This window comes from Patulibacter americanus DSM 16676, from assembly GCF_000420025.1.
Taxonomy (GTDB): domain Bacteria; phylum Actinomycetota; class Thermoleophilia; order Solirubrobacterales; family Solirubrobacteraceae; genus Patulibacter; species Patulibacter americanus.
This window is the reverse complement of sequence record NZ_ATUD01000001.1, coordinates 863704-888876: the sequence shown is the minus strand read 5'-3', so window position 1 is coordinate 888876 and position 25173 is coordinate 863704. Positions and strand designations below refer to the sequence as shown.

Below are 25173 nucleotides of genomic sequence, written 5' to 3'. Positions count from 1 at the left end.
CGCTCTCCGACTCCCACCCCCAGGACTCCTCTTCATGCTTCGCGCTCTGCTCTCCTCGCCCCGTCGTCTGCTCTCCGCCCTCGTCGTCCTGCTCGCCGCCACCGGCGTGGCCGTCGGGTCCGGCGCGACGTTCTCCTCCCGCACCGCCAACGCGGCGAACACGTTCACGTCGGGCACGCTGCTGCAGACGAACTCCAAGAACGGCACCTCGATCGTGACCGGCGCGAACATGAAGCCCGGCGACACGAAGACCGGCGAGGTCACGATCAAGAACACCGGCACGCTGGCCGGCGACTTCGTCCTCACCGAGAGCGGCGCCACCAACGGCTTCTCCGCCGGCTCGCTGACGGTCAAGGTGCAGGACATCACGGTCCCGACGGCCCCGACGGACGTCTACACCGGTGACCTCGGCGGCCTGGCGAAGAAGACGCTCGGCTCCTTCGCGGTCAACGAGGCCCACACGTACCGCTTCACCGTCACGCTGAACCAGACGGCCCCCAACGGCGACCAGGGCAAGGCCGCGACGGCCAACTACGAGTGGGACGCGACCCCCACCGCCACGCCCGCCCCCTAGAGCTCCGCTTCCTCCCGCGCCGCCCACGGGCAGCGCGGGACCCCAGCACGACGAAGCGCCCCCATCCGGGGGCGCTTCGTCGTTGCTGGGGTTGTTCCCGCCGGGCCGCGGGTCGTCGGCGAGCGCGTCGGCGCCGCCTCGATCCCGTGACCGCGGCGGGCTCCTCAGCCCTGCTTCTGGTCGATCAGGCGCTGCTTGGCGGCCTTGACCGTGTCGAGCGCCTCCTGCGTGTCGCGGAAGCCCTGGACCTCGACGATCTTGCCCTCGGGCTGCTTGTAGATCTCGAAGAAGTGCGAGATCTCGGTCTTGAGCTGGTCCGAGATGTCGTCGAGCGAGTCGACGCCCTTCCAGTTCGGGTCGGCGACCGGTACGCAGATGACCTTGTCGTCGACCTCGCCCTGGTCGACCATCTTGAACAGGCCGATGACGCGGACCGGGATCCGGCAGCCCGGGAACGTCGGGTCGGAGACGAGCGTCAGGGCGTCCAGCGGGTCGCCGTCCTCGCCGAGCGTGTCCGTGATGAACCCGTAGTCCGCCGGATACACGACGGACGAGTAGAGGTAGCGATCGAAGACGATGGCGCCGACCTCCTCGTCCCACTCGTACTTGTTGCGGGATCCCTTGGGGATCTCTACGAACATCAGCAGATCGTCGGACACCCGCCCATTCTACGGTGCGGAGGTCACACAGGGCGGGCGGATGCGTGCAGGGGCGCCCTCGCGCACGGCGACGCGTCGGCGCGCGCGGGGCCATCGGCCGCGCTGCAACGGCACATCGCGCCCTCGGAGGCTCGCTGCCGAGGCCCGGGACCCCGGGCGGGGGCCGTGCGTCGGAGCGCACGGAGCGGCAGCAGGGGCGGGGATAGGGTGGAGTGATCGTCGTGCGTCCTCGCGTGGAACCCACGACGCGGGTCCCCCCACCCCCCACACCGGAAGCACACACATGCGCCCAATCGCACACCAGGTCCTCCCGTGCCGACCCTGAGTCGCCGCGGTGGCCGCCTGGGCGCCCCGGGCCCTCGCGGCGTGGCCGTCGTCGCCCGGGGCCTCGCGGCTCGCGGACCGCGGGGAACCGTGCTCTCCGGCGTCGACCTCGACCTGCCGGCGGGCGGGCTCGGCGTGGTGCACGGCCCCGGGGGCTCGGGCCGCAGCGTGCTCCTGCTCGCCCTCGGGGGGCGCTTCCGGCTCGTGGCGGGCGAGTTGCGCGTGGGCGACCACGACGCGGCCGACGGCCTGGGGGCCCTGCGCGAGCTGTCCGCCGTCGCGCGGATCCGTCCCGGCATCGAGCCGGAGGAGGGCATGCGCGTCCGCGACGTCGTCCGCCAGCACGGGCTCGCGTCGGGCGGGGCGGTGGGCGACGACGACGTCGCGCTGGCCCGCGAGCTGGTCGGCGTCGACGCTCCCGCGGGCGCGGTGCTCGGCGACCTGCCGCCCGTCGAGTCGCTGCTGCTGGTCGTCGCCCTCGCCGTCGCGGAGCACCGCCCGCTGATCCTCGTCGACGACATCGACGACGGGCTCGTCCCGGCCGAGCGCGAGCGCGCGTGGGACGCCCTGGACGCCGTGGCGTCGTCCGGCGTGACGGTGGTGGCCTCGGCGCTCGAGACCCCCGTCGGCATCGACCACGTCCCCGTGGCGCTGCGCCACCCCGGCGAGCGCCGGCGGAGCACCCGGCCCGCGGGCGAAGACCACCCCACCGGCGGCGGCCGCGCCCGGCCGGGCGAGGACACGCCGGCCTGCCCCGCGTCGGCCGGACCCTCCGACCCGGGCGTGTCGCCCGCCGGTGGCCCCCGCGGCGGCTACCCCGCGCCCGACACCCCCGCCCCGCCGGACGACCGTCCCGCCGACGACGAGGCCACCGCATGACCGCCCTGCGCCTCGCCCTCCTCGAGTTCCGGGCGTTCCGCCGCGGGCTGCCGCGGGTCGCCCTGCTCGCGATCGCGCTCGTCCCGCTGCTCTACGGCGCGGTCTACCTCTGGTCGAGCTGGGATCCGTTCGGCCGGGTCGACCGCATCCCGGTGGCCGTGGTGAACGAGGACTCCGCCGTGCGGGTCCGCGGCGAGCGGGTGGCCGGGGGCGACGAGTTCGTGCAGCAGCTGCGCGCCAGCGGGGCGTTCGACTGGCACTTCGTCCCCCGCGAGCGGGCGGCGGAGGGGCTGCGCGAGGGCGACTACCTCTTCACGATCACGGTGCCGCGCGACTTCAGCGCCCGGCTGACGAGCTCGGCGGGCACGCGGCCACGGCAGGCGCAGCTCGGGCTGCGGATCGACGACCAGAACGGGTTCGTGATCAGCCGCATCGCGGACAGCGCCCGCGCGGAGCTGCAGCAGCAGGCGAACACCGCGGCCGTGACGACCTACGCCCAGAGCGCGCTCGGCGACGTCGGCGGCCTCCGCTCCCAGCTGCAGGAGGCGCTGAAGGCCGTCGACGGGGTGCGGGACGGGACGCGCGAGCTCTCCGCCGGCAGCCGCAGCGTGGTGGCGGGGCTCGTGCCGCTGACCCGCGGCACGTCCTCGCTGACCCGCTCCTCGCGCGACCTGGCGGCGGGCCTGGCCGCCGTCGCGCGCACGACGGACGCGCTGGGCCGTGCGACGGCCGCCACCGTCGGACCGCTCACCGGGGCGCTGGCGGACGCCGCCGTCGCCGCGCGCGGCCCCTCGAGGATCGCGGCCGACGCGGCCTCCGACGTGGCGTCCCGCGCCCGCCGGGTCGACCGCACCCTGCGCCGGCTGGCGCGCGAGAACCCGGAGCTGCGGCGCCTGGACGGCTTCGCCGCCGTGCGCCGCACGGCCCGCAAGGCCCGCGCCGACGCGGAGCTCGCCGACGCGCGGCTGGGGGAGAGCGACCGGGCGATCGCGCGGCTCGTCGTCCGCACCCGCGAGATCCAGCGAGGCGGTGCGGGGGCGGTGCGCGAGCTGCGCGCCGGCACGGCGACCGCGCCCCTGGTCAGCGCGGCGCGCGAGGCGACCTCCGGCCTCGACGCCGTCGACGAGGCGGTGCGCGCCGCCGCGCCGGGCGCCCGTCGGCTCGCGGCCGCGACCGAGGCGGTCGACACCGGGGTCGCCCGCATCTCCCGGCGGCTCCGCGCGGCGCTGTCGCAGGTGCCCGCGCAGAGCGCCGCGGAGCGCGAGCGGACCGCCCAGGTCCTCGGCTCGCCCGTGCGGATCGTCACGACGGAGGACCACCCGGCGCGCGTCTACGGCCGCGGGCTGGCCCCGTTCTTCTTCCCCGTCGGCCTCTGGGTGTTCGGGATCCTCGTGTTCCTGCTGTTCCGGCCGCTCAACCCGCGGCTGCTGGCGAGCCCGGCCGGGGCCGCGACGATCGTGGCGGCGGGCTGGCTGCCGCCCTTCGCGCTCGGCGCAGTGGGCGCGCTCGTCCTGTTCCTCGGGCTCGAGATCGGGCTCGGGCTCGACGCCGTCCAGCCCGTCGCGACGCTCGGGGTGATGGTGCTCTCCGTCGGCGCGTTCGTGGCGATCGTGCAGCTGCTGCGCGCGCTGTTGGGGGCCGTCGGCGACGTCCTGGCGCTCGTGCTCCTGATGCTCCAGCTCGGCTCGGCCGGCGGGCTCTACCCGCTGCAGACGAGCGACGGCATCTTCCAGCTCCTGCACCCGCTGCTGCCGATGAGCTACGCGGTCGAGGCGCTGCGGGTGACGATCTCCGGGGGCGAGGCCGCCCACGCGGTGCTCGACGCCGTCGTGCTGCTCGGCTACCTCGTCGTCGCGCTCGCGCTCACCGTGCTGGTCGCCCGACGCCGGCGCGTCTGGGGGATGGACCAGCTCAAGCCGCGCATCGAGATCTGACGTCGAGCTCGGCGACGTGCGTGCCGCCCAGCGCGGCGAGCACGTCGGCGGCGGTCACGAGCCCGACCGGCTCGTCGTGCTCCGTGACGAGCGCGTGCGAGGTGCCGGCGCGCAGCAGGCCGGCGCCGACGGCCGCGAGGTCGTCGTCCGCGTCGACCACGACGAGCGGGCGGCCGATCGCGCGCACGAGCCGCTCGGGGCCGGCGACGTCGACGACGGCGGCGAGCAGGTCCTCGTCCGTCACGACCGCCCAGCCGGGGCCGTCCGTGCCGGCGCCGCGCAGCGGACGCTCGATCAGGAGGCACCGCACGCCCTGGCGCGTCATCTCGGCCGCGGCCTCGCGCACCCCCATCGCCCCGGCGCAGACGACGAGCCGGCGGCGCATCGCGTCGCGGGCGAGCAGCGCGGACAGCTGGAGGTGGGTGGAGCTGGACACGGTTCCATGGTGCCCGCCGCCGTGCGTCGCGCCATCGGGGGGTTCCGCGGAGCCGTCGTGGTGTTCTACGGTCCCTCCGACCCCATGGCCTCCGACACGCTCGACGAACCCCGCCTCCGGCGCCTGATCGCCGTCGGCCGCTCCTTCGTGGAGGAGCTCGACCCCGAGGCGCTGCTGACCAACATCCTGTCCGCCGCCCAGGAGCTGACCGGCGCGCACTACGCCGCGCTGGGCATCCTGGACGGCGACCGGGAGCGGCTGGCGCGCTTCCTCACCCGCGGCGTCGACGCCGAGGCGCAGCGCGCGATCGGCGACCTGCCGCACGGCCGCGGCATCCTCGGCGTCCTGATCGAGGAGCCCGAGCCGCTGCGGCTCGACGACCTGCAGGACCACCCGCAGTCGTTCGGGTTCCCCGCCGGCCACCCGCCGATGACGACGTTCCTCGGCGTGCCGATCGTGGTCCGCGGCGCGTCCTGGGGCAACATCTACCTGACGGAGAAGGAGGGTGGGGTGCCCTTCGACGGGGCCGACGAGGAGGCGCTCATCGTCCTCGCCGACTGGGCGGCCGTGGCGGTCGAGAACGCGCGCATCGTCAACGAGGTGCAGAACCGCCACGACGAGCTGCAGCGCGTGAACCAGGTGCTGGCCGCCACGACGACGATCGCGCGCGCCGTGGGGGCGGAGACCGACCTCGACCGTGTGCTCGAGCTGATCGTGAAGCGCGGCCGCGCCCTCGTCGGCGCGCGCACGATGTTCATCTCGCTGCCGCAGGGCGACCAGATCGAGATCGCCGCCGCGGCGGGCGTGGGCGGCGCATCCCTCGCCGGCACCGCGGTGCCGCTCGCCGGGTCGACCGCCGGCGACGTCCTGCGCGCGGGCCGCCCGCGCCGCGAGAGCGCCGCGAACCTGCGGGTGCCCGCGTCCGCGCTGGGGATCGCCGACGCCACGAGCTGCCTGCTCGTCCCGCTCGTCTTCCGGGGCCGCGGGCTCGGCGTCCTGGTGGCCGTCGACCGGATCGACAGCGACGACGGCACCTTCACCCCGGACGACGAGGAGCTGCTGCTCGCGTTCGCCGCCAGCGCCGCGACCGCCGTGGCCACCGCGCAGAACGTCAGCGAGAGCCGCCTGCGCGACGCGCTGGACTCCGCCGAGCAGGAGCGCCGGCGCTGGGCGCGCGAGCTGCACGACGAGACGCTGCAGGGCCTGGCCGGCCTGCGCGTGCGCCTGTCCGTCGCCCAGCAGCGCAGCCCGGACGAGACGACGGCCGAGGCCGTGGGCGAGGTCCTCGACGCCCTCGGCGGCGAGATCACGAAGCTGCGCACGCTGATCACCGAGCTGCGCCCCGCGGCGCTCGACGAGCTCGGCCTGGCGCCGGCGCTCGACAGCCTCGCGCGCGGCGTGGGCGAGACCGCGGCGCTCGAGATCGACCTCCACGTCGACCTGGGCGAGGACCGGCTGGACCCCGAGGTCGAGACCGCGATCTACCGCCTGGTGCAGGAAGCGCTGACGAACGTCGTCAAGCACGCCGAGGCCGCGCGCTGCGCGATCGAGGTCACCCGCGACGCGACGGGCGTCGACGTGTCCGTCCGCGACGACGGCCGCGGCGTGGACGAGGCGGCGCTCGTCCAGCGCGGCGGCTTCGGCGTCACGGGCATGCGGGAGCGGGCGCACCTCGCGGGCGGCACGCTCACCCTGCGCCGCGGTGCGGCGGGCGGCACGGAGCTGCGCGCCCGGCTCCCCGTGGCCCCGCCCCGTCGCGCCGCCGCCGACTGACGAGCACGGCGCAACGGCGGCCGAGAGTCGACCGCCGCCGACTGACCGGACGGGGGCGCGCCCGGCTTCCGCCCAGGCGGCTCAGGGCCGGAGGACGAGCTTCCCCGTGACCTCGCCCGCCTCGAGCGCCCGGTGGGCCTCGCGCGCCTCGTCGAGCGGCAGCGCGCGGGGGCGGGGTGCCTCGACCTGGCCGCTCGCGACCCACTCGACGAGCCGTCCGAGCGCCGCGCCCGCGACGGCCGGCCGGTGTTCGAACCACCCGCCGAGCGTGAAGCCCGTCAGGGACTGGTTCGGGGCGGGGTCGTAGAGGAAGGCGTCACGGGCGGCCCCGTCGACGCTGCCCGCCACGCCGGCCGCGGCGCCGTAGACGACGAGCCGGCCGAACGGAGCCAGCGCGGCCAGGGTCTCGGCCAGGCGGTCGCCGCCGGTCATCTCGAGCGCGACGTCCACGCCGCGCCCGCCGGTCAGGTCGCGGACGCGCTGCGCCCAGCCCGGGGACTCCGGGTCCAGGACGTGGTCGGCGCCCAGGGCCGCGGCGGCGGCGCGCTTCTCCTCCGTGCTCGCCGTGCCGATGACGGTCCCCGCCCCGAGCAGCTTCGCGACCTGTACCGCGAAGCCGCCGACGCCGCCCGCGGCCGCGGGGACGAGCACCGCGTCGCCCGGCTGCATCCGCGCCGCCGCGTCGAGCAGGAGGACCGCGGTGAGGCCCGCGACGACGACGCCGGCGGCGGTGTCGTCGTCGAGCCCGGCGGGGATCGGGACGACGCTCCCGGCGTAGGCGACGGCGAACTCGGCGTACCCGCCCGAGGCGTCGTCGCCCACGACCGACATCACGCGCGTCCCCACGGCGGGACCGTCGACGCCGGGGCCGAGGGCCGCGACGGTCCCGGCGACCTCGGCCCCCGGCACGAACGGCAGCGGCGTCGGCACGGGGTAGAGGTCGCCCCGCCGGCGCAGGACGTCGGCGAAGTTCACCCCGGCGGCCGTCACGCGGATCAGGATCTGACCCGGTCCCGGCTCGGGGCGCGGCAGGTCCGTCACGTCCAGGACGTCGGCGCCGCCGAACCCGTGCAGCTGCACGGCGCGCATCGTGGCGGCGGGCTCGGGGACGGCGGGCGGGGCGGGGGTGCGGTCGGACACGGGGTCTTCCGGGCTCGGGGGGCGGCGGCGGGCCGTGCGGCCAGCCCCGGGAGTGTCGGCCCGGGTCCCGGCCGGAGCCAGTCGGGTGGGTGCTGACGCGAGCAGCGTTCGCGATCGTCGGCGAGCGCCGGGCCGCGCGGCGGACGCGTCGCCGGGCCCGTCGCGCCGGTGCTCGGCCTCCGTCATCCGACCCCCATTCACACCCTGGCCCTTGGACTCCGGCCCAGGATCGGGATACTGGGCGGGTGAGCTCCGCAGACGCGACCCTCAGCATCAACACGATCCGGACGTTGTCGATCGACGCGGTCCAGAAGGCGAACTCGGGACACCCCGGTCTGCCGCTGGCCCTGGCGCCCCTCGCCTACGTGCTCTACGCCGAGCGGATGAAGTACGACCCGGCCGAGCCGGCGTGGGTCGACCGCGACCGCTTCGTGCTCTCCGCCGGGCACGGCTCGATCCTCCAGTACGCCACGCTGCACCTCGCGGGCTACGACATCTCGGTCGAGGACCTCGAGAACTTCCGCCAGTGGGGCTCGAAGACGCCGGGCCACCCCGAGCGCGAGTTCCACCTCCCGGACGCCGACTCCGGCCCGGACGCGACGCCGCTCCCGCTGACGGAGGGCATCGAGGTCACGACCGGTCCGCTGGGTCAGGGCATCTCGAACGCCGTCGGCATCGCGATGGCCGAGCGGTTCCTCCGCGAGAAGTACGGCAAGGAGGTCCAGGACCACCACACGTACTGCATCGCCTCCGACGGCGACCTCATGGAGGGCATCTCCGCCGAGGCGTCCTCCTTCGCCGGCCACGTCGGCCTGGGCCGCCTGATCGTCTTCTACGACGACAACGACATCTCGCTCGACGGCCCGACGTCCTTCTCGTTCTCGGAGGACGTGCCGAAGCGCTACGAGGCCTACGGCTGGCAGACGCTCACGATCACGGACGTCAACGACCTGGACCAGATCCGCAAGGCGCTGGACGAGGCCGAGGCCGACGAGGTCCGCCCGACGCTGATCTCGGTGAAGTCCGTCATCGGCTTCCCGTCCCCGAACAAGCAGGGCACGAACAAGGCCCACGGCTCGCCGCTCGGCGAGGACGAGGTCCGCCTGACGAAGGAGGCCATGGGCTGGGACCCGGACGCGCACTTCCTCGTTCCCGACGGCGTGTACGAGCAGTTCCGCGCCGGCAACCCCGGCCCCGAGGCCCGCAAGGCGTGGGACGAGCGCTACGCCGCCTGGCGCGCGGCCGACGCCGACCGCGCGAAGGAGTGGGACCTGGCCTGGAAGGGCAAGCCGCTCCCGGGCGTGAAGGACGCGCTGAAGGCCGTCTCCGTCGAGAAGGAGGCCTCCCGCGTGTCCGGCAAGCGCGCCATGGCGGCGTTCGAGCCGTTCGTCCCGACGCTCGTCGGCGGCGCGGCGGACCTCTCGTCCTCCACGAACACGGTGCTGCCGAACGCGTCCTTCTACACGAAGGACGAGGTCGGGCAGAACGTGCACTTCGGCGTGCGCGAGCACGGCATGGGCGCGATCGTCAACGGCCTGGCCGCGCACGGCGGCATCGTCCGGCCTTACGGCTCCACGTTCCTGCAGTTCGTCGACTACATGCGCGGCGCCGTCCGCCTGTCGGCGCTGCAGAACCTGCACGTCGCCTGGGTCTACACGCACGACTCCGTCGCGCTGGGCGAGGACGGCCCGACCCACCAGCCCGTCGAGCACCTCGCGTCGATGCGCGCGATCCCGAGCCTGACGGTCATCCGTCCCGGCGACTCCGTCGAGACGATGGCGGCCTGGGGCACGATCCTCGAGGACGTCGACGGCCCGGCGGTGCTGGCGCTCTCGCGTCAGGGCCTGCCGCCGCTGCCGCGTGACGGCGGCGACGACGCGGCCTGGGAGGGCGTGGCGCGCGGCGCCTACGTCGTGCGCGAGCCCGAGGGTGGCGCCGACGTGATCCTCGTCGGCACCGGCGCCGAGGTCGGCACCGCCGTCGAGGCCGCCGACGTGCTGGCCGCCGACGGCATCAAGGCCCGCGTCGTCTCCATGCCCTCCTGGGAGCTCTTCGACGAGCAGGACGAGAGCTACCAGCTCGAGGTCCTGCCGGTGAACGTGCCGAAGGTCTCCGTCGAGGCCGCGATCACCATGGGCTGGGAGCGGTACGTCGACACGGCCGTCGGCATCGACCGCTTCGGCGCCTCGGCCCCGGGCACCGAGGTCCTCGAGCGCCTCGGCATCACCGGCGCGAACGTCGCCGCGCGCGCCAAGCAGCTGCTGGGCGAGTAGGACCGGACCGCGCCCCCGGCCCCGGGGGTCGGTGGCGCGGCGTCCGCCGCCCGTCGGCGGCGGGTCTAGTCCCCGAACTCCTCCGCGCCGTCCCGTACGGGCGGATCGGCGGTCGTCGTCGTGCCCTCCGGGCGCGGCTTCGGCTTCGGGGCCGGCTGGGGCTTCGGGGTCGGTTTCGGCGCCGGAGCGGCAGGCTGCGGCGTGGGCGCCGGCGTCGGCTGCGGCGTAGCGGCGCTCGAGGGCGTCGCGTCCGGGGACGGCGCGGCCGCCGGTTCCGGGGTCTGCGTGGGGGCTTGCGTGGCGCGGCGCTCGGCGGTCTGGCGCGTCTCCCAGCGCTCGCGGGCGGCCTCGCGGCGCCGCTGCGCCCGCTCCTCGGCCGCGCGCATCGCGGCGCGCTCGCGCCGACGCGCCTCGACGGCGCGGGCGGCGGCCTCCGTCGCGACCGCGGCGTTCGTGGCGTCGTCGGGGACGGTCGCCGTGAGCGGCGCGGTGGTCACGGCCGCGAGTCGCGCGGTGTCGGTCGCGGGAGGGCCGTCGCCGCCCGCGAAGGCGCCGAGCGTGCCGGCCGCCGTCACGGTCACCAGAACCGCGGTGAGGGCGACCGGTGCCCAGCCGCGGGGGTCACGCGGGAGGCGCGGGCCGTCGCCGTCGCCCGCTGCGCTCGTAACGGGGGCCGGGCGCTCGGGGCGGGGGATCGCCGGGCTCACCGGCGCGCTCCCGTCGCGGTGCTGGCGGTGGTCGCGGCGCGGCCGACGCGCCCGACCCGCCGGGCCATCGCGGTCCGGCTCACGGGTCGACCCGGACGGTCGGGGCGCGGCCGGCGACGTCGGCCCACGGCCACGTGCCGACCTGCGGCACGACGGCGCGGAACGAGAACAGCGTGGGGCGCGAGACCTTCGTGAACCGGTGGCGCCAGCGCCAGCGGCCGACGGCGTCCGTGCGGACCGCGGCGACCGTGCGCCACCGGCCGCCCGCGATGACCTGGATCCGCACCGGCGCGCCCTTGCGGGACAGCCCGGCGCCCGTGAGGCGTCCCGCGAGCACGGCCCGTCCGCCCGTCCGCAGGCGGCGGGGGCTCGCGTCGGCCGTGACCCGCAGCGGGGTCTTGAGCAGGCGCGCCGCGGTGGCGGTTCCGTCGCGGACGACCGCGGCGGCGCCGACGTTCCACGCCCCCTCGGGGAGCGTGGCGGCCGTGAACCGGCCGTCCTGGTCCGTGCGGACCGTCTTCAGCTCGGTGGTGACCGGGCGCTTCGCCCCGATCCGTGTGCGCGTCAGGCGGACCTTCGCCCGGGCGATCGGCGTGCCCTTCGCGGTGGTCAGGCGGCCCGAGGGGCGCAGCAGGCCGCTCTTCGTGCGCGTGCTCGTCACCGTCAGGCGGCCGTCGACGGCGACGGGCGACCCGCCGGGCACGGGGACGGCCCCCGGAGCGGTGCTCTTCGCGCCGTTCGAGGCCTTCGTGGGGACGGTGAACGCGACCGGACCCCACGGCGTGAGGTTGCCCGCCGCGTCGGCGACGGTGCCCGCGATGCTGTGGGTGCCGGGCGAGAGCGTGGAGGTGATGACGCCGAAGAGCGCCTCGCGCGCCGCGGGGCAGGGCTGCGCGGCGGAGTACGGCACGGCGCAGGTCCCGCCGGCGGCGTCGACGATCGGGCGGGCACCGTCGACCGAGGCGGTGATCCCGGCGACCCCGCCGCCGGTGTCGCGCGCGGCGACGGTGACGGTGCGCGTCCCGCCCGTGGAGCTGCCGGCGAGCGTGCCGCCGACGCTCTCGACGACCGGGGCCGCGGGATCGTCGAGCGCCACGCGGGCGCTGCGCAGGACCGCCTCGGCCCCCACGCCGTTCGCGGACCCACAACCGTTCGACGGGCACGTGGCGCGGAGGACGAGGCCGCCGAGGGAGGGGGCGGTCGCGTCGCGGCGGGCGACGGCCGCGGTCGAGCATCCGCTGCCCAGGCGCGGAGCGGAGCACGCCGTGAGCGCGGTCGCCGGCTGCCCCGGACCGGGGTCGGTCGCGACGAGCTCGGAGACGTAGCTGCCGGGGGAGAAGAAGCCCATCGTCCCGGTGGCGACGGTGTGGTCCACGTCGAACCCGACGATCCGCGTGCCCGCGGGCGCGCCGAACGTGAGCGAGGCCGCGCCCTTCGCGTGGCTCTCGTTCGGGATCAGCGCGGCGCGCAGCGCACCGCCGTCCGCGCAGGTGTCGGCGGTCACGGCCTTCGGGGCCGTCTCGGGCGCCGTCGCCGGCACCCACGCGCCCGACGGTGTCGGAGCGGCCTGCGGCCCGCGGCACGACCAGACCTCGTACGTGGCGGCCGACGCCCGTGGTGCCGTGAGCGACAGGGCGACGAGCGTCGCCAGGACGGCGAGGAGCAGCGCGGCCGGCGTCGCGGCGGGCCGGGCTGGGCGGGGGCGAGCGAGCGGGGACACGACGGCCCGCATGCTACGGGCGCCGGGACGATCCGGGGCCGGATGGCCCACCCCGCGTCGGGCCGGCTTCGCGGGCGCGCCCCGGGCAGGGACGCGGTGCGGGGGCGCAGTGACGGGGGCGATGTGCGGGGGTGTCGTGCGGGGGGTGGGGCGAACGGGTCGCTCGGGCCCCGCACGCCATGGACTAGGTTGCGCCAGGCCCAACGTGTGTGTTGGTCGCCGGCCCACGGCCGCCCCGTCCCCGTACGCCGCCGCGCCTCACCGTCGCGGCGGCGTGCGACCTCCTTCGTCCCCGCATGACCGTCCCCCCGACCCCCGCCCCGTGCGCGTAGAGGACCAGCGCCGCATCGCGCGCCGCCGGGTCCTGCTCGCGCTCTCGCTCGAGCGGCGACTCGACGGGCTGCCGGTGCGGGGCGGCGACCTCCGCGTCGAGCGCGGACCCTCTTCCGCGGCGCCTGCGGCGGACGAGGGTCGGCGCCCGACCGCGGGGTAGTCGAGCGCGGACCGGAACTACGCGGGCCAACGGAAGAAGTGAAGCGGCGAACGACTTTCGTGGCGGTCGCGGGCTGCGTCGCTGTCGCCGCCATCGTCTGGCTGCTCGTAGCTGCGGGGCGCGGCGACGACCACCGACCGCCGGAGGGGGTGACGCTCACCCACTCGTTCTCCGGCGGCTCCGTCCTGGGCTTGCCCGGGGAACTCGACGGTCTTGGTGGCTTGCGCCTCCAGGTCGAAGAAGACGGCCCCACGTACGAAATCGTCGGATGGCGCTTCGCTACCGTCCGGCCGCGGGTCGCGATCCGGTACCGCTTGCGATCGCTCTCGTCCCGCCCGGGGAACCGGTGTCCCGGTGGGCACATCGGGTTCGACAATGACGCGCGCGTCGCGCGTGAGACGGGGGACCATTTTCCGTGTGATGGGTTCCGCGAGCCTTCCGGGGCCAAGCTGGCGCCCGGCCAGGGTTGGGAACTCATCGCCGTCCTGCGCGGGCCAGCTCGAGGGGGGACGGCCGTGCGGTTCGCGGATCCGGTGGTCACGGTGCGTGACGGATCGGGGCATTTGCGGCATTTGCGGACCGCCTATCGCCAGAACCTCTGCGTCGTTGGCGGCGTCGAGTGCATACGGTTCTTGCGACGGGTGGGTTTCAGCCGGACGGAGGCACAGGAGTCGGTCCGCAGGGTATGCAGGTCTCTGCAACGGCCCCCGCTGTTCGCCCCGGCGGAGCATCGACCCCCTCGCGCGTCGGGGACCGAGCGTGGCCGCGACGACCTCGGGCGCACCTGCTCGGTGGTCCCGTGAGGGCTGCAGAGGACGTCCTCGTCGGGGGAACGTGATCGGCGCTACCGCCCCAGCGCCGTCTTCAGCACCCCGCCCAGCTCCTTCTCCGCCGCCGAGCTGAACGTCAGGTGGATCGCCGTCGGCTCGCGGACCCAGGCGATGAGGTTCAGGGCCTGCAGGCGGGTCAGGGTCCACTGGAAGAGCGGGGCGGTCTGGCCGCGGGGGTAGGTGCGGGAGATGTCCATCGCCCAGCCCGTGGTGTGCTGGGAGAGCGCCCGGGTGGCCTGCACGTTCTCCGCGCCCAGGAGCGCCTGGTAGCGCTTGTCGCGCACCGTGCTCGTGACGGTGAGCCGCGTTGCGGGCTTCGCGTCGTCGTTCAGGGCGCGGACCGCCGCGCCGATGGTCAACAGGCCCGCCAGGGCGCCCGGACGCAGGCCGCGGTAGCGCGTCTTCGGCTGGTCCAGGCGCGGCGCGAGCTCGCCCATGGAGCGATCGATCGCGATCCCGTTGGCGCGCAGCGCGGTGCGGGGGAGGGCCGCGACCTCGCCGGAGCGCTCGGCCTTCGCCAGCTCGTCCGGGTCGTCGTAGGTCTTCGTCGTCTCGACGGGGTGCAGCAGGTCCTCGCTCGAGGCCTTGCGGGTCTGCAGCTCGGCCTCGCGGACCAGGGCCGGGCGGTCGTCGCGGTAGAGCCGCATGATCCGCCGCGCCGCGCCGACGCGCCACAGGTACGTCGTCGAGTCGTCGTTGAGCTCAAGCGCCAGCGCCGCGGCCTTCGGGGAGCCGAGCGGGTCGATGCCGAAGTACAGCTCGACGTAGGGCACCGTGCCCTTGCCGTACGCCTTCATCAGGTTCTGCAGATTGCCGACGCCCATGTGGTAGCTGGCGACGGCCAGGTCGTCGCGGTCGTCGAGCTCGCCCCGGGCGAACTTGAGGTACCGCGTGGTCGCCTCGAGTGCCTTCTTCGGGTCGAAGCGCTCGTCGACCTTCGCGCGGGACCGACGCAACGTCGCCACCTTCCGCGCGTTGCCCCGGCGCAGCTCGCGGGTGATCCGGCGCGTCAGGGCCCCCGACTTGCCGGTGTCGACGTTCATGTCGAGCAGCTGCGTGCCGGTGCCGGCGACGATCTGCGTCAGCCCCGCGGCGCCCTCGATGGAGTCCGACGCCATCGCGTCGGGCCGGCCGGCGCTCTCGAGGTAGACGATGCCCTCGAGCACGTCGGGGTCCTCGTCGGCCTCCTTCGCCACGTCCTCGATCAGCGAGCGGTAGCGCTGCACGCGCGCCGCGCTCTCGACGGCGCCGCCCGGGACGAGCCGGTAGAGCGGGTTGGCGAACCCGGCCTCGGCGCGCCGGGTCAGATCCTTCGCGCGGTCCTCCGTGTCGGGACGCAGGATCCGCAGCGCCTGCTTGCCCAGCGGGGTCGCCGAGCCGGGCACCGGGTTGGCCTCCGGCGAGTTCGAGTCGCCGCCGTCGTCCTTCCCGCCGCACGAGGACACGAGCACCACCAGGGCCAGGACGACCGCCAGGACCGCCGCGATCAGCAGCCACGGCGGCTCGCGGCGGGCAGGGGTCCGACGGGTGGCGCCGGCTCCGCCGGCCCGGGAACGACGGGGGCGGGCGGACCGGGGGGAGCGGTCGGGCACGGGCGCCATGGTGGCACGAAGGGCGGGGCCGGCGACGCGGACCCGACTGCGGCGCGGCCCGCGCGGGTAGTTTCAGCGTGCAAGGGACGGGCGGCCGACGGGGTCGCCCGCCGACCGGAAGGACCCCATGCGCGCCACCCTCATCCACGGCCCCCGCGACATCCGCCTCGAGGAGGTGCCCGACGCGACGATCCTCGAGCCGACCGACGCGATCGTCCGCGTCGTCGCCGCGTGCGTGTGCGGGTCCGACCTGTGGCCGTACCGCGGGGTCAAGGAGACCCCGGAGCCCTCGCGGATCGGGCACGAGTTCGTCGGCGTGGTCGAGGAGGTCGGGGCGGACGTGCGGACGGTCAAGCCCGGGCAGTTCGTGATCGCCCCGTTCGTCTTCAGCGACGGCACCTGCGTGCACTGCCACAACGGGATCCACACCTCGTGCGTCAGCGGCGGCGTCTTCGGCGCCGGCCGCCCGGGCCGCACCGGCCGGCCCGTCGACGGCTGCCAGGCCGAGTGGGTGACGGTCCCCCAGGCCGACGGCACGCTCGTGGCGACGCCCGAGACCCCCGACGACGCGATGATCCCCAGCCTGCTGACGCTCTCCGACGTCATGGCGACGGGGCACCACGCCGCCGTGGCCGCGCGGGTGCGCGAGGGCGGGACGGTCGCCGTCGTCGGCGACGGGGCCGTCGGGCTGTCCGGCGTGCTCGCCGCGCGCCGCCTGGGCGCGGAGCGGATCGTCGCGTTCTCCCGCCACGACGACCGCGCCGCGCTCGCCCGCGAGTTCGGGGCCACCGACGTCATCGCCGGGCGCGGCAAGGAGGGCGCGAAGGAGCTCAAGGAGCTGCTCGGCGGCATCGGCGCCGACGCCGTCCTCGAGTGCGTCGGCACGGAGGAGTCGATGGGCCAGGCGATCGCGTCCACGCGCCCCGGCGGGATGGTCGGCTACGTCGGCGTGCCCCACGGCGAGGGCGGGCTGCCGCTGGACCGCATGTTCGGCACGAACGTCGGCGTCGCGGGCGGCGTGGCCCCGGCGCGCCAGTACCTGCCCGAGCTGCTCGAGGACGTCCTGAACGGCGCGATCGACCCGGGCCGCGTGTTCGACCGCTCCTTCGCGCTGGCCGACGTCGCCGACGCCTACACGGCGATGGACGAGCGCACGGCGATCAAGTCGCTGCTGCGGCCGTAGAGCAGGCCGGGCGCGCCTACGTCGTCTTGACGATCCCGCCGTCGACGACGTGGTCGGCCCCCGTGGTGTTCCCGGCGCGCTCCGAGGCCAGGAACACCACGAGCGCGGCGACCTCGTGCGGCTCGCTGAACCGCCCGGTGGCCGAGCCGCCCGTGCCCGCCAACGCGCCGCGCATCGCGGTGCGGGCGTCGGTCCCCTGCGCGTGGGCCAGGCGGTTGGCCAGGCCGTCCTCCGCGAGCCAGAACGGCGTGCGGACCGGTCCGGGCGAGACCGTGTTGACCCGCAGCCCCTGGGCGCCGAACTCCATCGACAACGCCTTGTTGACGCTGCTCACCGCCGCCTTCGTCGCCGCGTAGTCCACGACGGCCGGCTCGGTCAGGCGGGCGTTGATCGAGGAGACGGTCACGATCGCCCCGCGGCGCTGGAGCAGGTGCGGGATGGCGGCCCGGCTGGCGCGGACCATCGTCATCAGGTTCCACTCCATCATCGGGAGCCAGTCGGGGTCCGGGACGGACAGGAACCCGCCGGGCCGGGGCGCGAGCATGCCGCCGACGTTGTTGACGAGCACGTCGACGCCGCCGTGCTCCTGCACCGCCTCGCGCACCAGCCGCGCCGGACCCTCGGCGGTCGCCAGGTCGACCTCGACCGCCGTCGCCCCGGGCACCCCGGCGAGCTCGGGCGTGACCGTCCGCGCGCCGCCCACCACGCGTGCGCCCTCCGCCGCGAACGCCTGCGCCACGGCGAGGCCGATGCCCTTGCTCGCGCCGGTCACGACGACGCTCTTCCCGTCCAGTCCCAGGTCCATCTGACACCTCGTCCGCTGTTCCGGGCGGGCGGATCCGCAGCGGGAGCCCGGGGCCCGGAGCCCGAGCTCCCGCCATCGTCGCCACGCTACGGCCGGGCGGCCGACGGGCCCAGACGTGTCGCCGATGACGCCATCAGCGGTGCTGCTCACGGCCCGGAATGGGGCGCCGCGCGGCCTAGGGTCGCCGCATGACGACCATCGCGCAGCAAACACCGTTCGGCTCCGGCTTCGACGCCACCACGACCGCCGAGGAGGTCCTGGGAGCGCGCCGGCTCGACGGCCGCACCGCCGTCGTCACCGGCGGCTACTCGGGGCTCGGCCTCGAGACGGCACGCGTCCTGGCGGGCGCCGGGGCCACCGTGATCGTGCCCGCACGGCGACCCCAGGTGGCCCGCGACGCGATCGACGGGCTGCCCGGCACGATCGAGGTCGAGCAGCTGGACCTGGCCCACCCGCCGTCGGTCGACGCGTTCGCCGACCGGTTCGTGCGCAGCGGCCGCTCCCTGGACCTGCTGATCGGGGCGGCCGGGATCATGGCGCCGCCGCTCGGCCGCGACGCCGCCGGCAACGAGCTGCAGTTCGGGGTCAACCACCTCGGGCACTTCCGGCTCGCGGCGCGGCTGTGGCCCGCGTTGCGCCGGGCGCCCGACGGGGCCCGCGTCGTCAGCGTCTCCTCCCTCGGGCACCAGATCTCGGGCGTCGACCTGGAGGACCCGAACTTCGAGACGAGGCCCTACGACAAGTGGAAGGCATACGGCCAGAGCAAGTCGGCCAACGCGCTGTTCGCGGCGGGCCTGGACGCCCGTGCCGCCCCGTTCGGGGTCCGCGCGTTCTCCCTGCACCCCGGCAACATCTGGACCGGCCTGACCCGCCACCTCGACCAGAGCGATCTGCGCGCGCTGGGCGTCGTCGACGAGCGGGGCGAGCGCCTCCCCGACGGCATCAAGACGATCCCCCAGGGGGCCGCGACCATCGTCTTCGCGGCGACGGACCCGCGGCTGGACGCCCACGGTGGCGCGTACCTCGAGGACAACGACGTGGCGCCGCTCGTCGATGTCGACGGTCGGGCGACCCACGGCGTCCGCCGCTGGGCCGTCGACCCCGTCGCCGCCTACGGGCTGTGGACGCTGAGCGAGCGGCTCACCGGCGTCCCGTTCACCCCCGCCTGACCGGCACCCCGCGGGGTAGGACCGGCGGAGACGCCGGCGCTGCGGCCTGGCGACGGGCCGCAGCGGAACCGCGGCCATCCGGATGGCCAGGTGGCCATCCGGATCCCCCGGAAGAAGTGGCCAGGTGGCCGTAGGTTCGGCGGCGCTCCGGCCGTACCGTCCCTCTCACGAAGTTCGGATCGTTCGAGAGGGAGCACGAGGATGGATCTGCGACAACTCCGCTACGTGGTGGCGGTCGCGGAGGAGGGCAACGTCACGCGCGCCGCGGAGCGGCTGTGGATGGCGCAATCAGGGCTCTCCCAGCAGGTCCTCGCGCTCGAGCGCGAGCTGGGGATCCGGCTGTTCGAGCGGCTCAGCCGGGGCGTGGTGCTCACCGAGGCGGGCGAGGTCTTCCTCGAGCGCGCCCGCGCCACCGTCGCCGCGGCGGACGACGCCCTCGCCGCGGCCCGCGACGTGAAGGACGGCTTCACCGGCAGCCTGCGGCTCGGCGCGGACTGGCGCACGCGCTACGACCTCGCTCCGGCCCTGGTCGACGCCCTCCGCTCCGCGCGCCCGCAGATCGACCTGACCGTCGTCGAGGCGGAGACCGGCACGCTCCTGGGCGACGTCCGCGACGGCCGGCTGGACGCGGCGGTCGTCCGGGGCCCGCGGCCCCCGGTGCCGGGCCTGGAGACCGCCCCGCTCGTCCGCCTGCCGATGGGCGTCGCGATCGCGCCCGGCCACCGGCTCGCCCGGGTCGCCCGGGTGTCCGCGCTCGAGCTGCGCCACGAGTCCTTCGCGGTCTCGGGTGGGCGGGGCGGCCGGGCGGGGGACGAGGTCGTCGACGCGGCGCTCCGCGCGCTGGGGATCGAGCCCCGCCTCGTACCGGGGGGTCCCGGGTTCGCGATGATGGCGTCCGTGCGATCGGGAGACACGGTGCTGACCGAGATCTCGGCGGCTCTCGCGCTGCAGGAGCGGCTGCTGTGGCGGCCGGTGCACGACGCGCCGGTGCTGCAGCGCGAGCTCGTGTGGCGGAGCGGGGCGACGTCGGCCCCCCTGCGTGCGCTCGTCGAGCTGGCCGGGGGCGCGTTCCGCGAGGCGGCCCAGCGGGATGCGGTCGCCGTCCGGGCCCGCGCGGTCGGGCGGCCGGCGGCGCCGATCACGGGGACGGTGGCGGCGTGATCGCCGGCGACCTCGCGCCACTGACCCCGTTCATCGGGCGTACGCGCGAGGCCGAGTGGGTGCTGGATCGCCTACGGGGCGGCACGCGGCTGATCACCCTCACGGGGATCGGCGGGATCGGCAAGACCCGGCTGGCCCTGCACCTGGCCGAGCGGGTGGCGGCCGAGGGCGAGCGCGAGGTGCACGTGATCGAGCTGGCCCCGCTCGCGAGCCGGGCCGACGTGCTCGCCGCGCTCAGCGGGTCGCTGGGGATCTACGGGGCCCCCGCGTCGCCCGACGCGATCACCGAGTACCTGCGCGGCCGTCCCGCCCTGGTGGTGCTCGACAACTGCGAGCACGTCGCCGAGGCGGCGGGCGAGCTGGCGCGGGCCGTCGTCCGCAGCTCCCCGGAAGCACGGGTCCTCGCGACGAGCCGCGTGGTGCTCGGGTTGGAGGAGGAGACCCGGCTGACGGTGCCGCCGCTGGCGCTGACCGCGGAGGACGGCGAGCGCTCCGACGCCGTGGCGCTCTTCGTCGACCGGGCGGCCCGATCGCGGCACGACTTCGACGCCGACACGGCGCTCACCGACGTCGAGCGCATCGTCCGCCGCGTGGAGGGGATCCCGCTGGCGATCGAGCTCGCCGCCGCGCGCGCCCGGCTGCTCTCGACCCGGGAGATCGCCGACGGCCTGCGCGACGCGCTGTCCCTGCTGGGCAACCCGTCGCGCCACGCGGCGGCCCGCCACCGGACGATGCGGGCGTCCCTCGACCTGAGCACGGCCCTCCTGAGCCCGGAGGATCGCGACCTCTTCGCCCAGCTCTCCGTGTTCGCCCCGCCGTTCACGCTCGACGCCGCCACGAAGGTCTGCGACGGCGCGACGCTGGACCGCCTGGGCAGCCTCGTCGACCAGTCCCTGGTGATGGTCGAGCACCGCGATCACGGGGTCTGCTTCCGCCTGCCCGAGTTCGTTCGCCAATACGCGGCCGAGCTGCTCGACGAGGAGCAGCGCGGCGTGTTGCGTGCGCGCCACCGCGCGTACTTCCTCGCGCTCGCGCAGCGCGCCGATGCGGAGCACTGGGGCTTCACGCAGTCGGGGCGGCGGCGCCTCGTGGAGGTCGCCCCGAACCTGCGCCTCGCCGCGCAGGACGCCACGGCCGCCGGCAGCGGCGACGCCCTGCGGATGGTGGCGTCGCTCGGCCGGTTCTGGCGCGAGACCGGCCGGCTCGACGAAGGGGCGCGCACCGCGGAGGAGGCGCTCGCCCGCACGTCGCCGGAACCCACGTCCGAGCGTTCCATGGCGCTCTCCGTGCTGTCGATCCTGCGCCTGCTGGTCGCCGACATGGCCGGGGCCCAGGCGGCCGCGGACGAGGCCGTGGCGATCGCGGAGCAGACGGGCGACCCGCGCACGCTCGCGTACGCGCTGGCCCGGCTCGGCGCCGTCGAGGGCCACCTCGATCCCCGGGGCGCCGTCGCGCCGCTGGACCGCGGGCTCGAGCTCCTCGACGGCACGGACGATCCGCAGTGCGAGTCCGACCTGCTCACGATGCTCTGCTTCTGCGCCTTCTGGCGTGCGGACGGTGCGGCGCTCGACGAGGTCCTGGGGCCGGCGATGCGCGTCAACGACCGCCTCGGTCCGAGCACGAACATGCGCTGGGTCCTGCACCTGGCCGTGTTCACCGAGCTGCACCGCGGGCACCCGCGACGCGCCCGGGCCCTGCTGGCGGATGCGGTCGCCCCCGACGACGGCGACGACCTCGGCTCGGTGTGCACCGTCGAGTCGAGCGCGGCGTTCGTGAACGCGCACACCGGCCGGGCGCGAGAGGGCGCGGACCGTCTCGAGCGGCTGCTGCCCCGGGCCCAGCGCTCCGAGGCGGGGACCGGGGTGGCGGCCGTCGTGAACGGCCTCGTCGCCTGCACGTACGCCGCGGGCGCGCTCGACGCCGCGCGCCGCTACACCGATGCGCTCGACGATCCGCACTACGGCACCTTCGCGTGGCGGACCTACGTGCTCGACGCCCGCATCCGCTTCGCGATCCTCGACGGCGACGCGGACGGTGCGCGCGAGCACGCCGCGGCGCTCGAGCGGTCGGCGCAGTTCACCGGCGACTCGCGGTTCCTGGGGCTCGCGCGCCAGGGGGCGGCGTGGGCGGCGCTCCTGGACGACGATGCCCGTGCCGCCGAGCGCCTCGCCAAGGACGCCCTCGAGGTGCTGCAGGCGGGCGGGTGGATGCTCGCCGCGATCGACGGACTCGAGCTGCTCGCCGCCGCCGTGGCCGCCCAGGGCGAGGGCGCACGTGCCGCCCGGTACCTCGGGGCCGCCGCCGCGGCACGGGAGGAGCGCGGGCTGGTGCGGGCCGTGCCGATGGACGCCGTGTGGCGGGACGTCATGGACCGGGCCACGCGGGCCAGCGGCACCGCCGCGTTCGAGGAGGCCTGGGCGGGCGGCGCGGACGGCACGCTCGACGACGTGGTGACCTCCGTGCTGCGGGGGCGGGGTCGGCGCGGCGACGGCGCCGAGGGCTGGGAGAGCCTGACGCCGGTCGAGCGGCGGGTGGCCGAGCACGCGGCCGCGGGCCTGACGAACCCCGAGATCGCGCGGGCGGTGTTCGTGTCGCGCAGCACCGTGAAGATGCACCTCTCGCGGATCTACCCCAAGCTCGGCGTGCGCGGTCGCGTCGAGCTCGCCGCCGTCGTCCGCGACGGTCTCGTGGAGCACCCGTGAGCCGCGGCGTGATCGCGGGCGAACTCGCGCCGCTGACCCCGTTCATCGGGCGTGCCCGGGAGGCGGACTGGCTGCTGGAGCGCCTAGGGGGCGGCACGCGGCTGATCACCCTCACGGGGATCGGCGGGATCGGCAAGACCCGGCTGGCCCTGCACGTCGCGGAACGGGTGGCGGCGGAGCGCGAGGTGCACGTCGTCGAGCTCGCGGGGCTGCGCGGCGACGACGACCCCGTGGCCGCGCTCGCGGCGACGCTGGGGGTCTACGGCGCGCCGGCGTCCCTCCGCGCGGTCGGCGAGTACCTGCGCGGGAGCCGTGCGCTGGTGGTGCTCGACAACTGCGAGCACGTCGCCGACGTCGCGCGCGAGCTGGCGCGGACCGTCCTGCGCAGCTCCCCGGACACGCGGGTGCTCGCCACGAGCCGCGTGGTGCTCGGCCTGGAGGAGGAGACGGTGTTCACGGTGCCGTCGCTCGGGCTGACCGCGGAGGACGGCGGCCGGTCCGACGCGGTCGAGCTGTTCCTCGAGCGCGTTGCCCGGGTCCGGCCCGACCTCGACGGGATGGGCGCGACCACCGACGTCGAGCGCATCGTCCGCCGCGTGGAGGGGATCCCGCTCGCGATCGAGCTCGCCGCGGCCCGTGCGCGGCTCCTGTCGTTCCGCGAGATCGCCGACGGCCTCCGCGACGCCCTGAACGTCCTCGGCAGCCCCTCGCGTCACGCCGCGGCGCGCCACCGGACGATGCGCGCGTCGCTTGACCTGAGCGCCGAGCTGCTCAGCCCGGCCGACCGGCGGCTCTTCGCCCAGCTCTCCGTGTTCGCGCCGCCGTTCACCGTCGAGGCGGCGACCGAGGTCTGCGACGGCGCGACCCTCGACGGGCTCGGCACGCTCGTCGACCACTCGCTGCTGATGGTGGAGCACGCGGGCGACGGCACGCGGTTCCGGCTGCCGGAGTTCGTCCGTCAGTACGCCGCGGAGCTGCTCCGCCCCGGCCAGGCGGACGCGCTGCGGGCGCGCCACCGGGCGTACTTCCTCGCGCTCGCCGAGCGCGCCGACCGCGAGGCGTGGGCCTGCTCGCCCGCGGGCCGGCGGCGCCTCGACGCGGACGCCCCGAACCTGCGCGCCGCCGCGCGCGACGCCACGGCCGGCGGTGGCGACGACGCGCTGTGGATGGTCGCGTGGCTCGGCCGGTTCTGGCGCGAGACCGGCCGCCACTGCGAGGGCGTCCGCATCGCGGAGGAGGCGCTCGCGGCCACGGCCCCGGACGCGACGCCGCAGCGGGCGCTCGCCACGTCGGTCCTCGCGATCCTGCTGCTGTGGCGCGCGGAGGGCGAGCGGTCCCTCGCCGCCGCGGAGCAGGCGGTCGCGCTCGCCGAGGAGGCCGGCGATCCGCGGGCCCTGGCGCACGCGTCGGCGCAGCTCGGCGCGGTCCTCGGGCACCTCGACCCCCAGGGCGCCGTCGTCCCGCTGCAACGCGGGCTGGAGCTCCTGGCCGGCATCGACGACCTGCCGTGCGAGTCCGACCTGCGCACCATGCTGTGCTTCTGTGCCTTCTGGCGGGCGGACGGCGTCGCGTTCGAAGAGGCGCTGCCCGCGGCGATGCGGGTGAACGGCCGCCTCGGGCCGAGCGTCAACGTGCGGTGGGTGCTGCACCTGGCCGTGTTCACGGAGCTGCACCACGGCCGGCCGGAGCAGGCGCGTGCCCTGCTGCGCCGCGCCGAGGCGCCGGAGCTCGGCGACGACCTGAACTCCGTGTGCGCGCTCGAGGCGTGCGCGGCGATCGTCGACGCCCATACGGGCACGGCGGCGGCCGGCGTGGAGCGCCTCGGGTCGCTCCTGCCCCGCGCAGAACGCCACGACGTGGGCGCCGGCACCGGGGCGCTGCTCAACGGGCTGGTCACGTGCACGCTCGCCGCGGGCGACCTCGACGCCGCCCGCCGTCACCTCGACGCCCTCGACACCCCCCGGTACGGCACGTTCGCCCTGCGGCCCTACGCGCTCGAGGCCCGGATGCGGGTCGCCGTCCTGGACGGGGACGCGGGCCGCACGCGCGAGCACGCCGCCCAGCTCGAGGCGCTCGCGCGATCCGTCGGCGACGGTCGGTTCCTCGGGGTCGCCCACCAGGGCGCGGCCTGGGCGGCGCACCTCGACGGCGACGCCCGGGAGGCCGAGCGGCTGGCGAAGGACGCGCTCGCGTCGCTGGTCGAGGGGGGTTGGACCCTGGCGGCGATCGACGGGCTCGAGCTGCTCGCGGCGACCGCCGCGGCGCAGGCCGACGGCGCGCGCGCCGCCCGCTACCTCGGTGCCGTCGTGGCGGCGCGCCGGGAGCGGGGTCTCGTGCGGACGACGCCGCCCGCGCCGGTGTGCGACGCGGTCGAGGAGCAGGCACGGGGCGCGGTCGGCGACGCGGCGTTCGGCGAGGCCTGGGAGGCCGGCGCCCGCAGCACCCTCGACGACGTCCTGGCCTCCGCGCTGCGGGGCCGGGGGCGACGCCTCCCCGCCGCCGAGGGCTGGGAGAGCCTCTCGCCGGTCGAGCGGCGGGTGGCCGAGCACGCGGCCACGGGCCTGACGAACCCCGAGATCGCGCGTGCCGTGTTCGTGTCGCGCAGCACCGTGAAGATGCACCTCTCGCGGATCTACTCCAAGCTCGGCGTGCGCAGCCGCGTCGAGCTCGCCGCGGCGCTGCGCGACGCCGTGGCCGACGCGTCCCGCGGCTGACCGGGGCCGCCGCCGCCGCGCCATCGCGACGGGTGCTGGCGGCATCGTCGATCCGACTTGCTGCGGGAACCGCGACCACCGACGATGGCCCGCGACCCGTCACCC

The 25173-nt window shown here is 76.0% G+C and carries 18 protein-coding genes; 11 read left to right on the top strand and 7 right to left on the bottom strand.

Annotated elements, in window-relative coordinates; all coding sequences use genetic code 11:
- Positions 1–574: TasA family protein (locus F593_RS0104215; RefSeq protein WP_211216148.1), on the top strand; the 574-nt coding region annotated here is incomplete at its 5' end.
- A 164-nt stretch (positions 575–738) separates the two neighbouring features.
- Here F593_RS0104215 and F593_RS0104210 read toward each other — a convergent pair.
- On the bottom strand, positions 739–1233 hold the full coding sequence (locus tag F593_RS0104210) for an inorganic diphosphatase (protein WP_022927511.1): 495 nt from the start codon (positions 1231–1233) through the stop codon (positions 739–741).
- Between the two features lie 312 nt (positions 1234–1545).
- Between F593_RS0104210 and F593_RS22345 the strand changes: the two genes are divergently transcribed.
- On the top strand, positions 1546–2436 hold the full coding sequence (locus F593_RS22345; protein WP_169449147.1) for an ATP-binding cassette domain-containing protein: 891 nt from the start codon (positions 1546–1548) through the stop codon (positions 2434–2436).
- Positions 2433–4370: a YhgE/Pip family protein gene (locus F593_RS31035; RefSeq protein ID WP_022927509.1), complete on the top strand. Its 1938-nt coding sequence runs from the start codon at positions 2433–2435 to the stop codon at positions 4368–4370. The genes F593_RS22345 and F593_RS31035 overlap by 4 nt, the downstream gene beginning before the upstream one ends.
- Here the strand turns inward: F593_RS31035 and F593_RS0104195 are convergent.
- Positions 4348–4806, bottom strand: coding sequence for a CBS domain-containing protein (locus F593_RS0104195; protein WP_022927508.1), 459 nt, complete (start codon positions 4804–4806; stop codon positions 4348–4350). The genes F593_RS31035 and F593_RS0104195 overlap by 23 nt on opposite strands.
- A gap of 84 nt (positions 4807–4890) precedes the next feature.
- Here F593_RS0104195 and F593_RS0104190 point away from each other — a divergent pair, with 84 nt between their 5' ends.
- Complete coding sequence (locus F593_RS0104190; RefSeq protein ID WP_169449146.1) at positions 4891–6579, top strand: sensor histidine kinase; 1689 nt, start codon at positions 4891–4893, stop codon at positions 6577–6579.
- 81 nt (positions 6580–6660) lie between these two features.
- Here F593_RS0104190 and F593_RS0104185 read toward each other — a convergent pair whose 3' ends face one another.
- The gene (locus tag F593_RS0104185; protein ID WP_022927506.1) at positions 6661–7719 is read right to left on the bottom strand and encodes a quinone oxidoreductase family protein; all 1059 of its coding nucleotides are present in this window, start codon (positions 7717–7719) and stop codon (positions 6661–6663) included.
- Between the two features lie 245 nt (positions 7720–7964).
- Between F593_RS0104185 and tkt the strand changes: the two genes are divergently transcribed.
- On the top strand, positions 7965–9992 hold the full coding sequence (gene tkt / locus F593_RS0104180) for a transketolase (protein WP_022927505.1): 2028 nt from the start codon (positions 7965–7967) through the stop codon (positions 9990–9992).
- A 65-nt stretch (positions 9993–10057) separates the two neighbouring features.
- Here the strand turns inward: tkt and F593_RS27750 are convergent, their stop codons facing one another.
- Positions 10058–10573 carry a hypothetical protein gene (locus F593_RS27750; RefSeq protein ID WP_157251550.1) on the bottom strand — a complete coding sequence of 172 codons (516 nt, stop codon included), beginning with the start codon at positions 10571–10573 and terminating at the stop codon, positions 10058–10060.
- A 205-nt stretch (positions 10574–10778) separates the two neighbouring features.
- Positions 10779–12419 (bottom strand): carboxypeptidase-like regulatory domain-containing protein, encoded by a 1641-nt coding sequence (locus tag F593_RS0104170; RefSeq protein ID WP_022927503.1) that lies wholly within the window; start codon positions 12417–12419, stop codon positions 10779–10781.
- A 322-nt stretch (positions 12420–12741) separates the two neighbouring features.
- Between F593_RS0104170 and F593_RS29710 the strand changes: the two genes are divergently transcribed.
- On the top strand, positions 12742–12912 hold the full coding sequence (locus F593_RS29710) for a hypothetical protein (protein WP_022927502.1): 171 nt from the start codon (positions 12742–12744) through the stop codon (positions 12910–12912).
- Positions 12913–13756: 844 nt separating this feature from the next.
- Here F593_RS29710 and F593_RS0104155 read toward each other — a convergent pair.
- Positions 13757–15334 (bottom strand): DUF5715 family protein, encoded by a 1578-nt coding sequence (locus tag F593_RS0104155; protein WP_022927500.1) that lies wholly within the window; start codon positions 15332–15334, stop codon positions 13757–13759.
- 127 nt (positions 15335–15461) lie between these two features.
- Between F593_RS0104155 and F593_RS0104150 the strand changes: the two genes are divergently transcribed.
- Positions 15462–16517, top strand: a complete 1056-nt coding sequence (locus F593_RS0104150) for a zinc-dependent alcohol dehydrogenase family protein (protein ID WP_022927499.1) — start codon at positions 15462–15464, stop codon at positions 16515–16517.
- A gap of 16 nt (positions 16518–16533) precedes the next feature.
- On the opposite strand, the gene F593_RS0104145 is transcribed toward F593_RS0104150, so the two are convergent.
- Positions 16534–17322: an oxidoreductase gene (locus tag F593_RS0104145; RefSeq protein WP_022927498.1), complete on the bottom strand. Its 789-nt coding sequence runs from the start codon at positions 17320–17322 to the stop codon at positions 16534–16536.
- 188 nt (positions 17323–17510) lie between these two features.
- On the opposite strand from F593_RS0104145, the gene F593_RS0104140 reads away from it, so the two are divergent.
- The 4 genes from F593_RS0104140 to F593_RS0104125 all read left to right on the top strand — a co-directional run bounded on the left by F593_RS0104140 (position 17511) and on the right by F593_RS0104125 (position 25068).
- Positions 17511–18491, top strand: a complete 981-nt coding sequence (locus tag F593_RS0104140) for an SDR family NAD(P)-dependent oxidoreductase (protein WP_022927497.1) — start codon at positions 17511–17513, stop codon at positions 18489–18491.
- Between the two features lie 201 nt (positions 18492–18692).
- Positions 18693–19652, top strand: coding sequence for a LysR family transcriptional regulator (locus F593_RS22335; RefSeq protein ID WP_022927496.1), 960 nt, complete (start codon positions 18693–18695; stop codon positions 19650–19652).
- Positions 19649–22354: a LuxR C-terminal-related transcriptional regulator gene (locus F593_RS0104130; RefSeq protein WP_022927495.1), complete on the top strand. Its 2706-nt coding sequence runs from the start codon at positions 19649–19651 to the stop codon at positions 22352–22354. Before F593_RS22335 ends, F593_RS0104130 begins: the two co-directional genes overlap by 4 nt.
- Complete coding sequence (locus tag F593_RS0104125; RefSeq protein WP_022927494.1) at positions 22351–25068, top strand: LuxR C-terminal-related transcriptional regulator; 2718 nt, start codon at positions 22351–22353, stop codon at positions 25066–25068. The genes F593_RS0104130 and F593_RS0104125 overlap by 4 nt, the downstream gene beginning before the upstream one ends.
- Positions 25069–25173 lie beyond the last annotated feature (105 nt).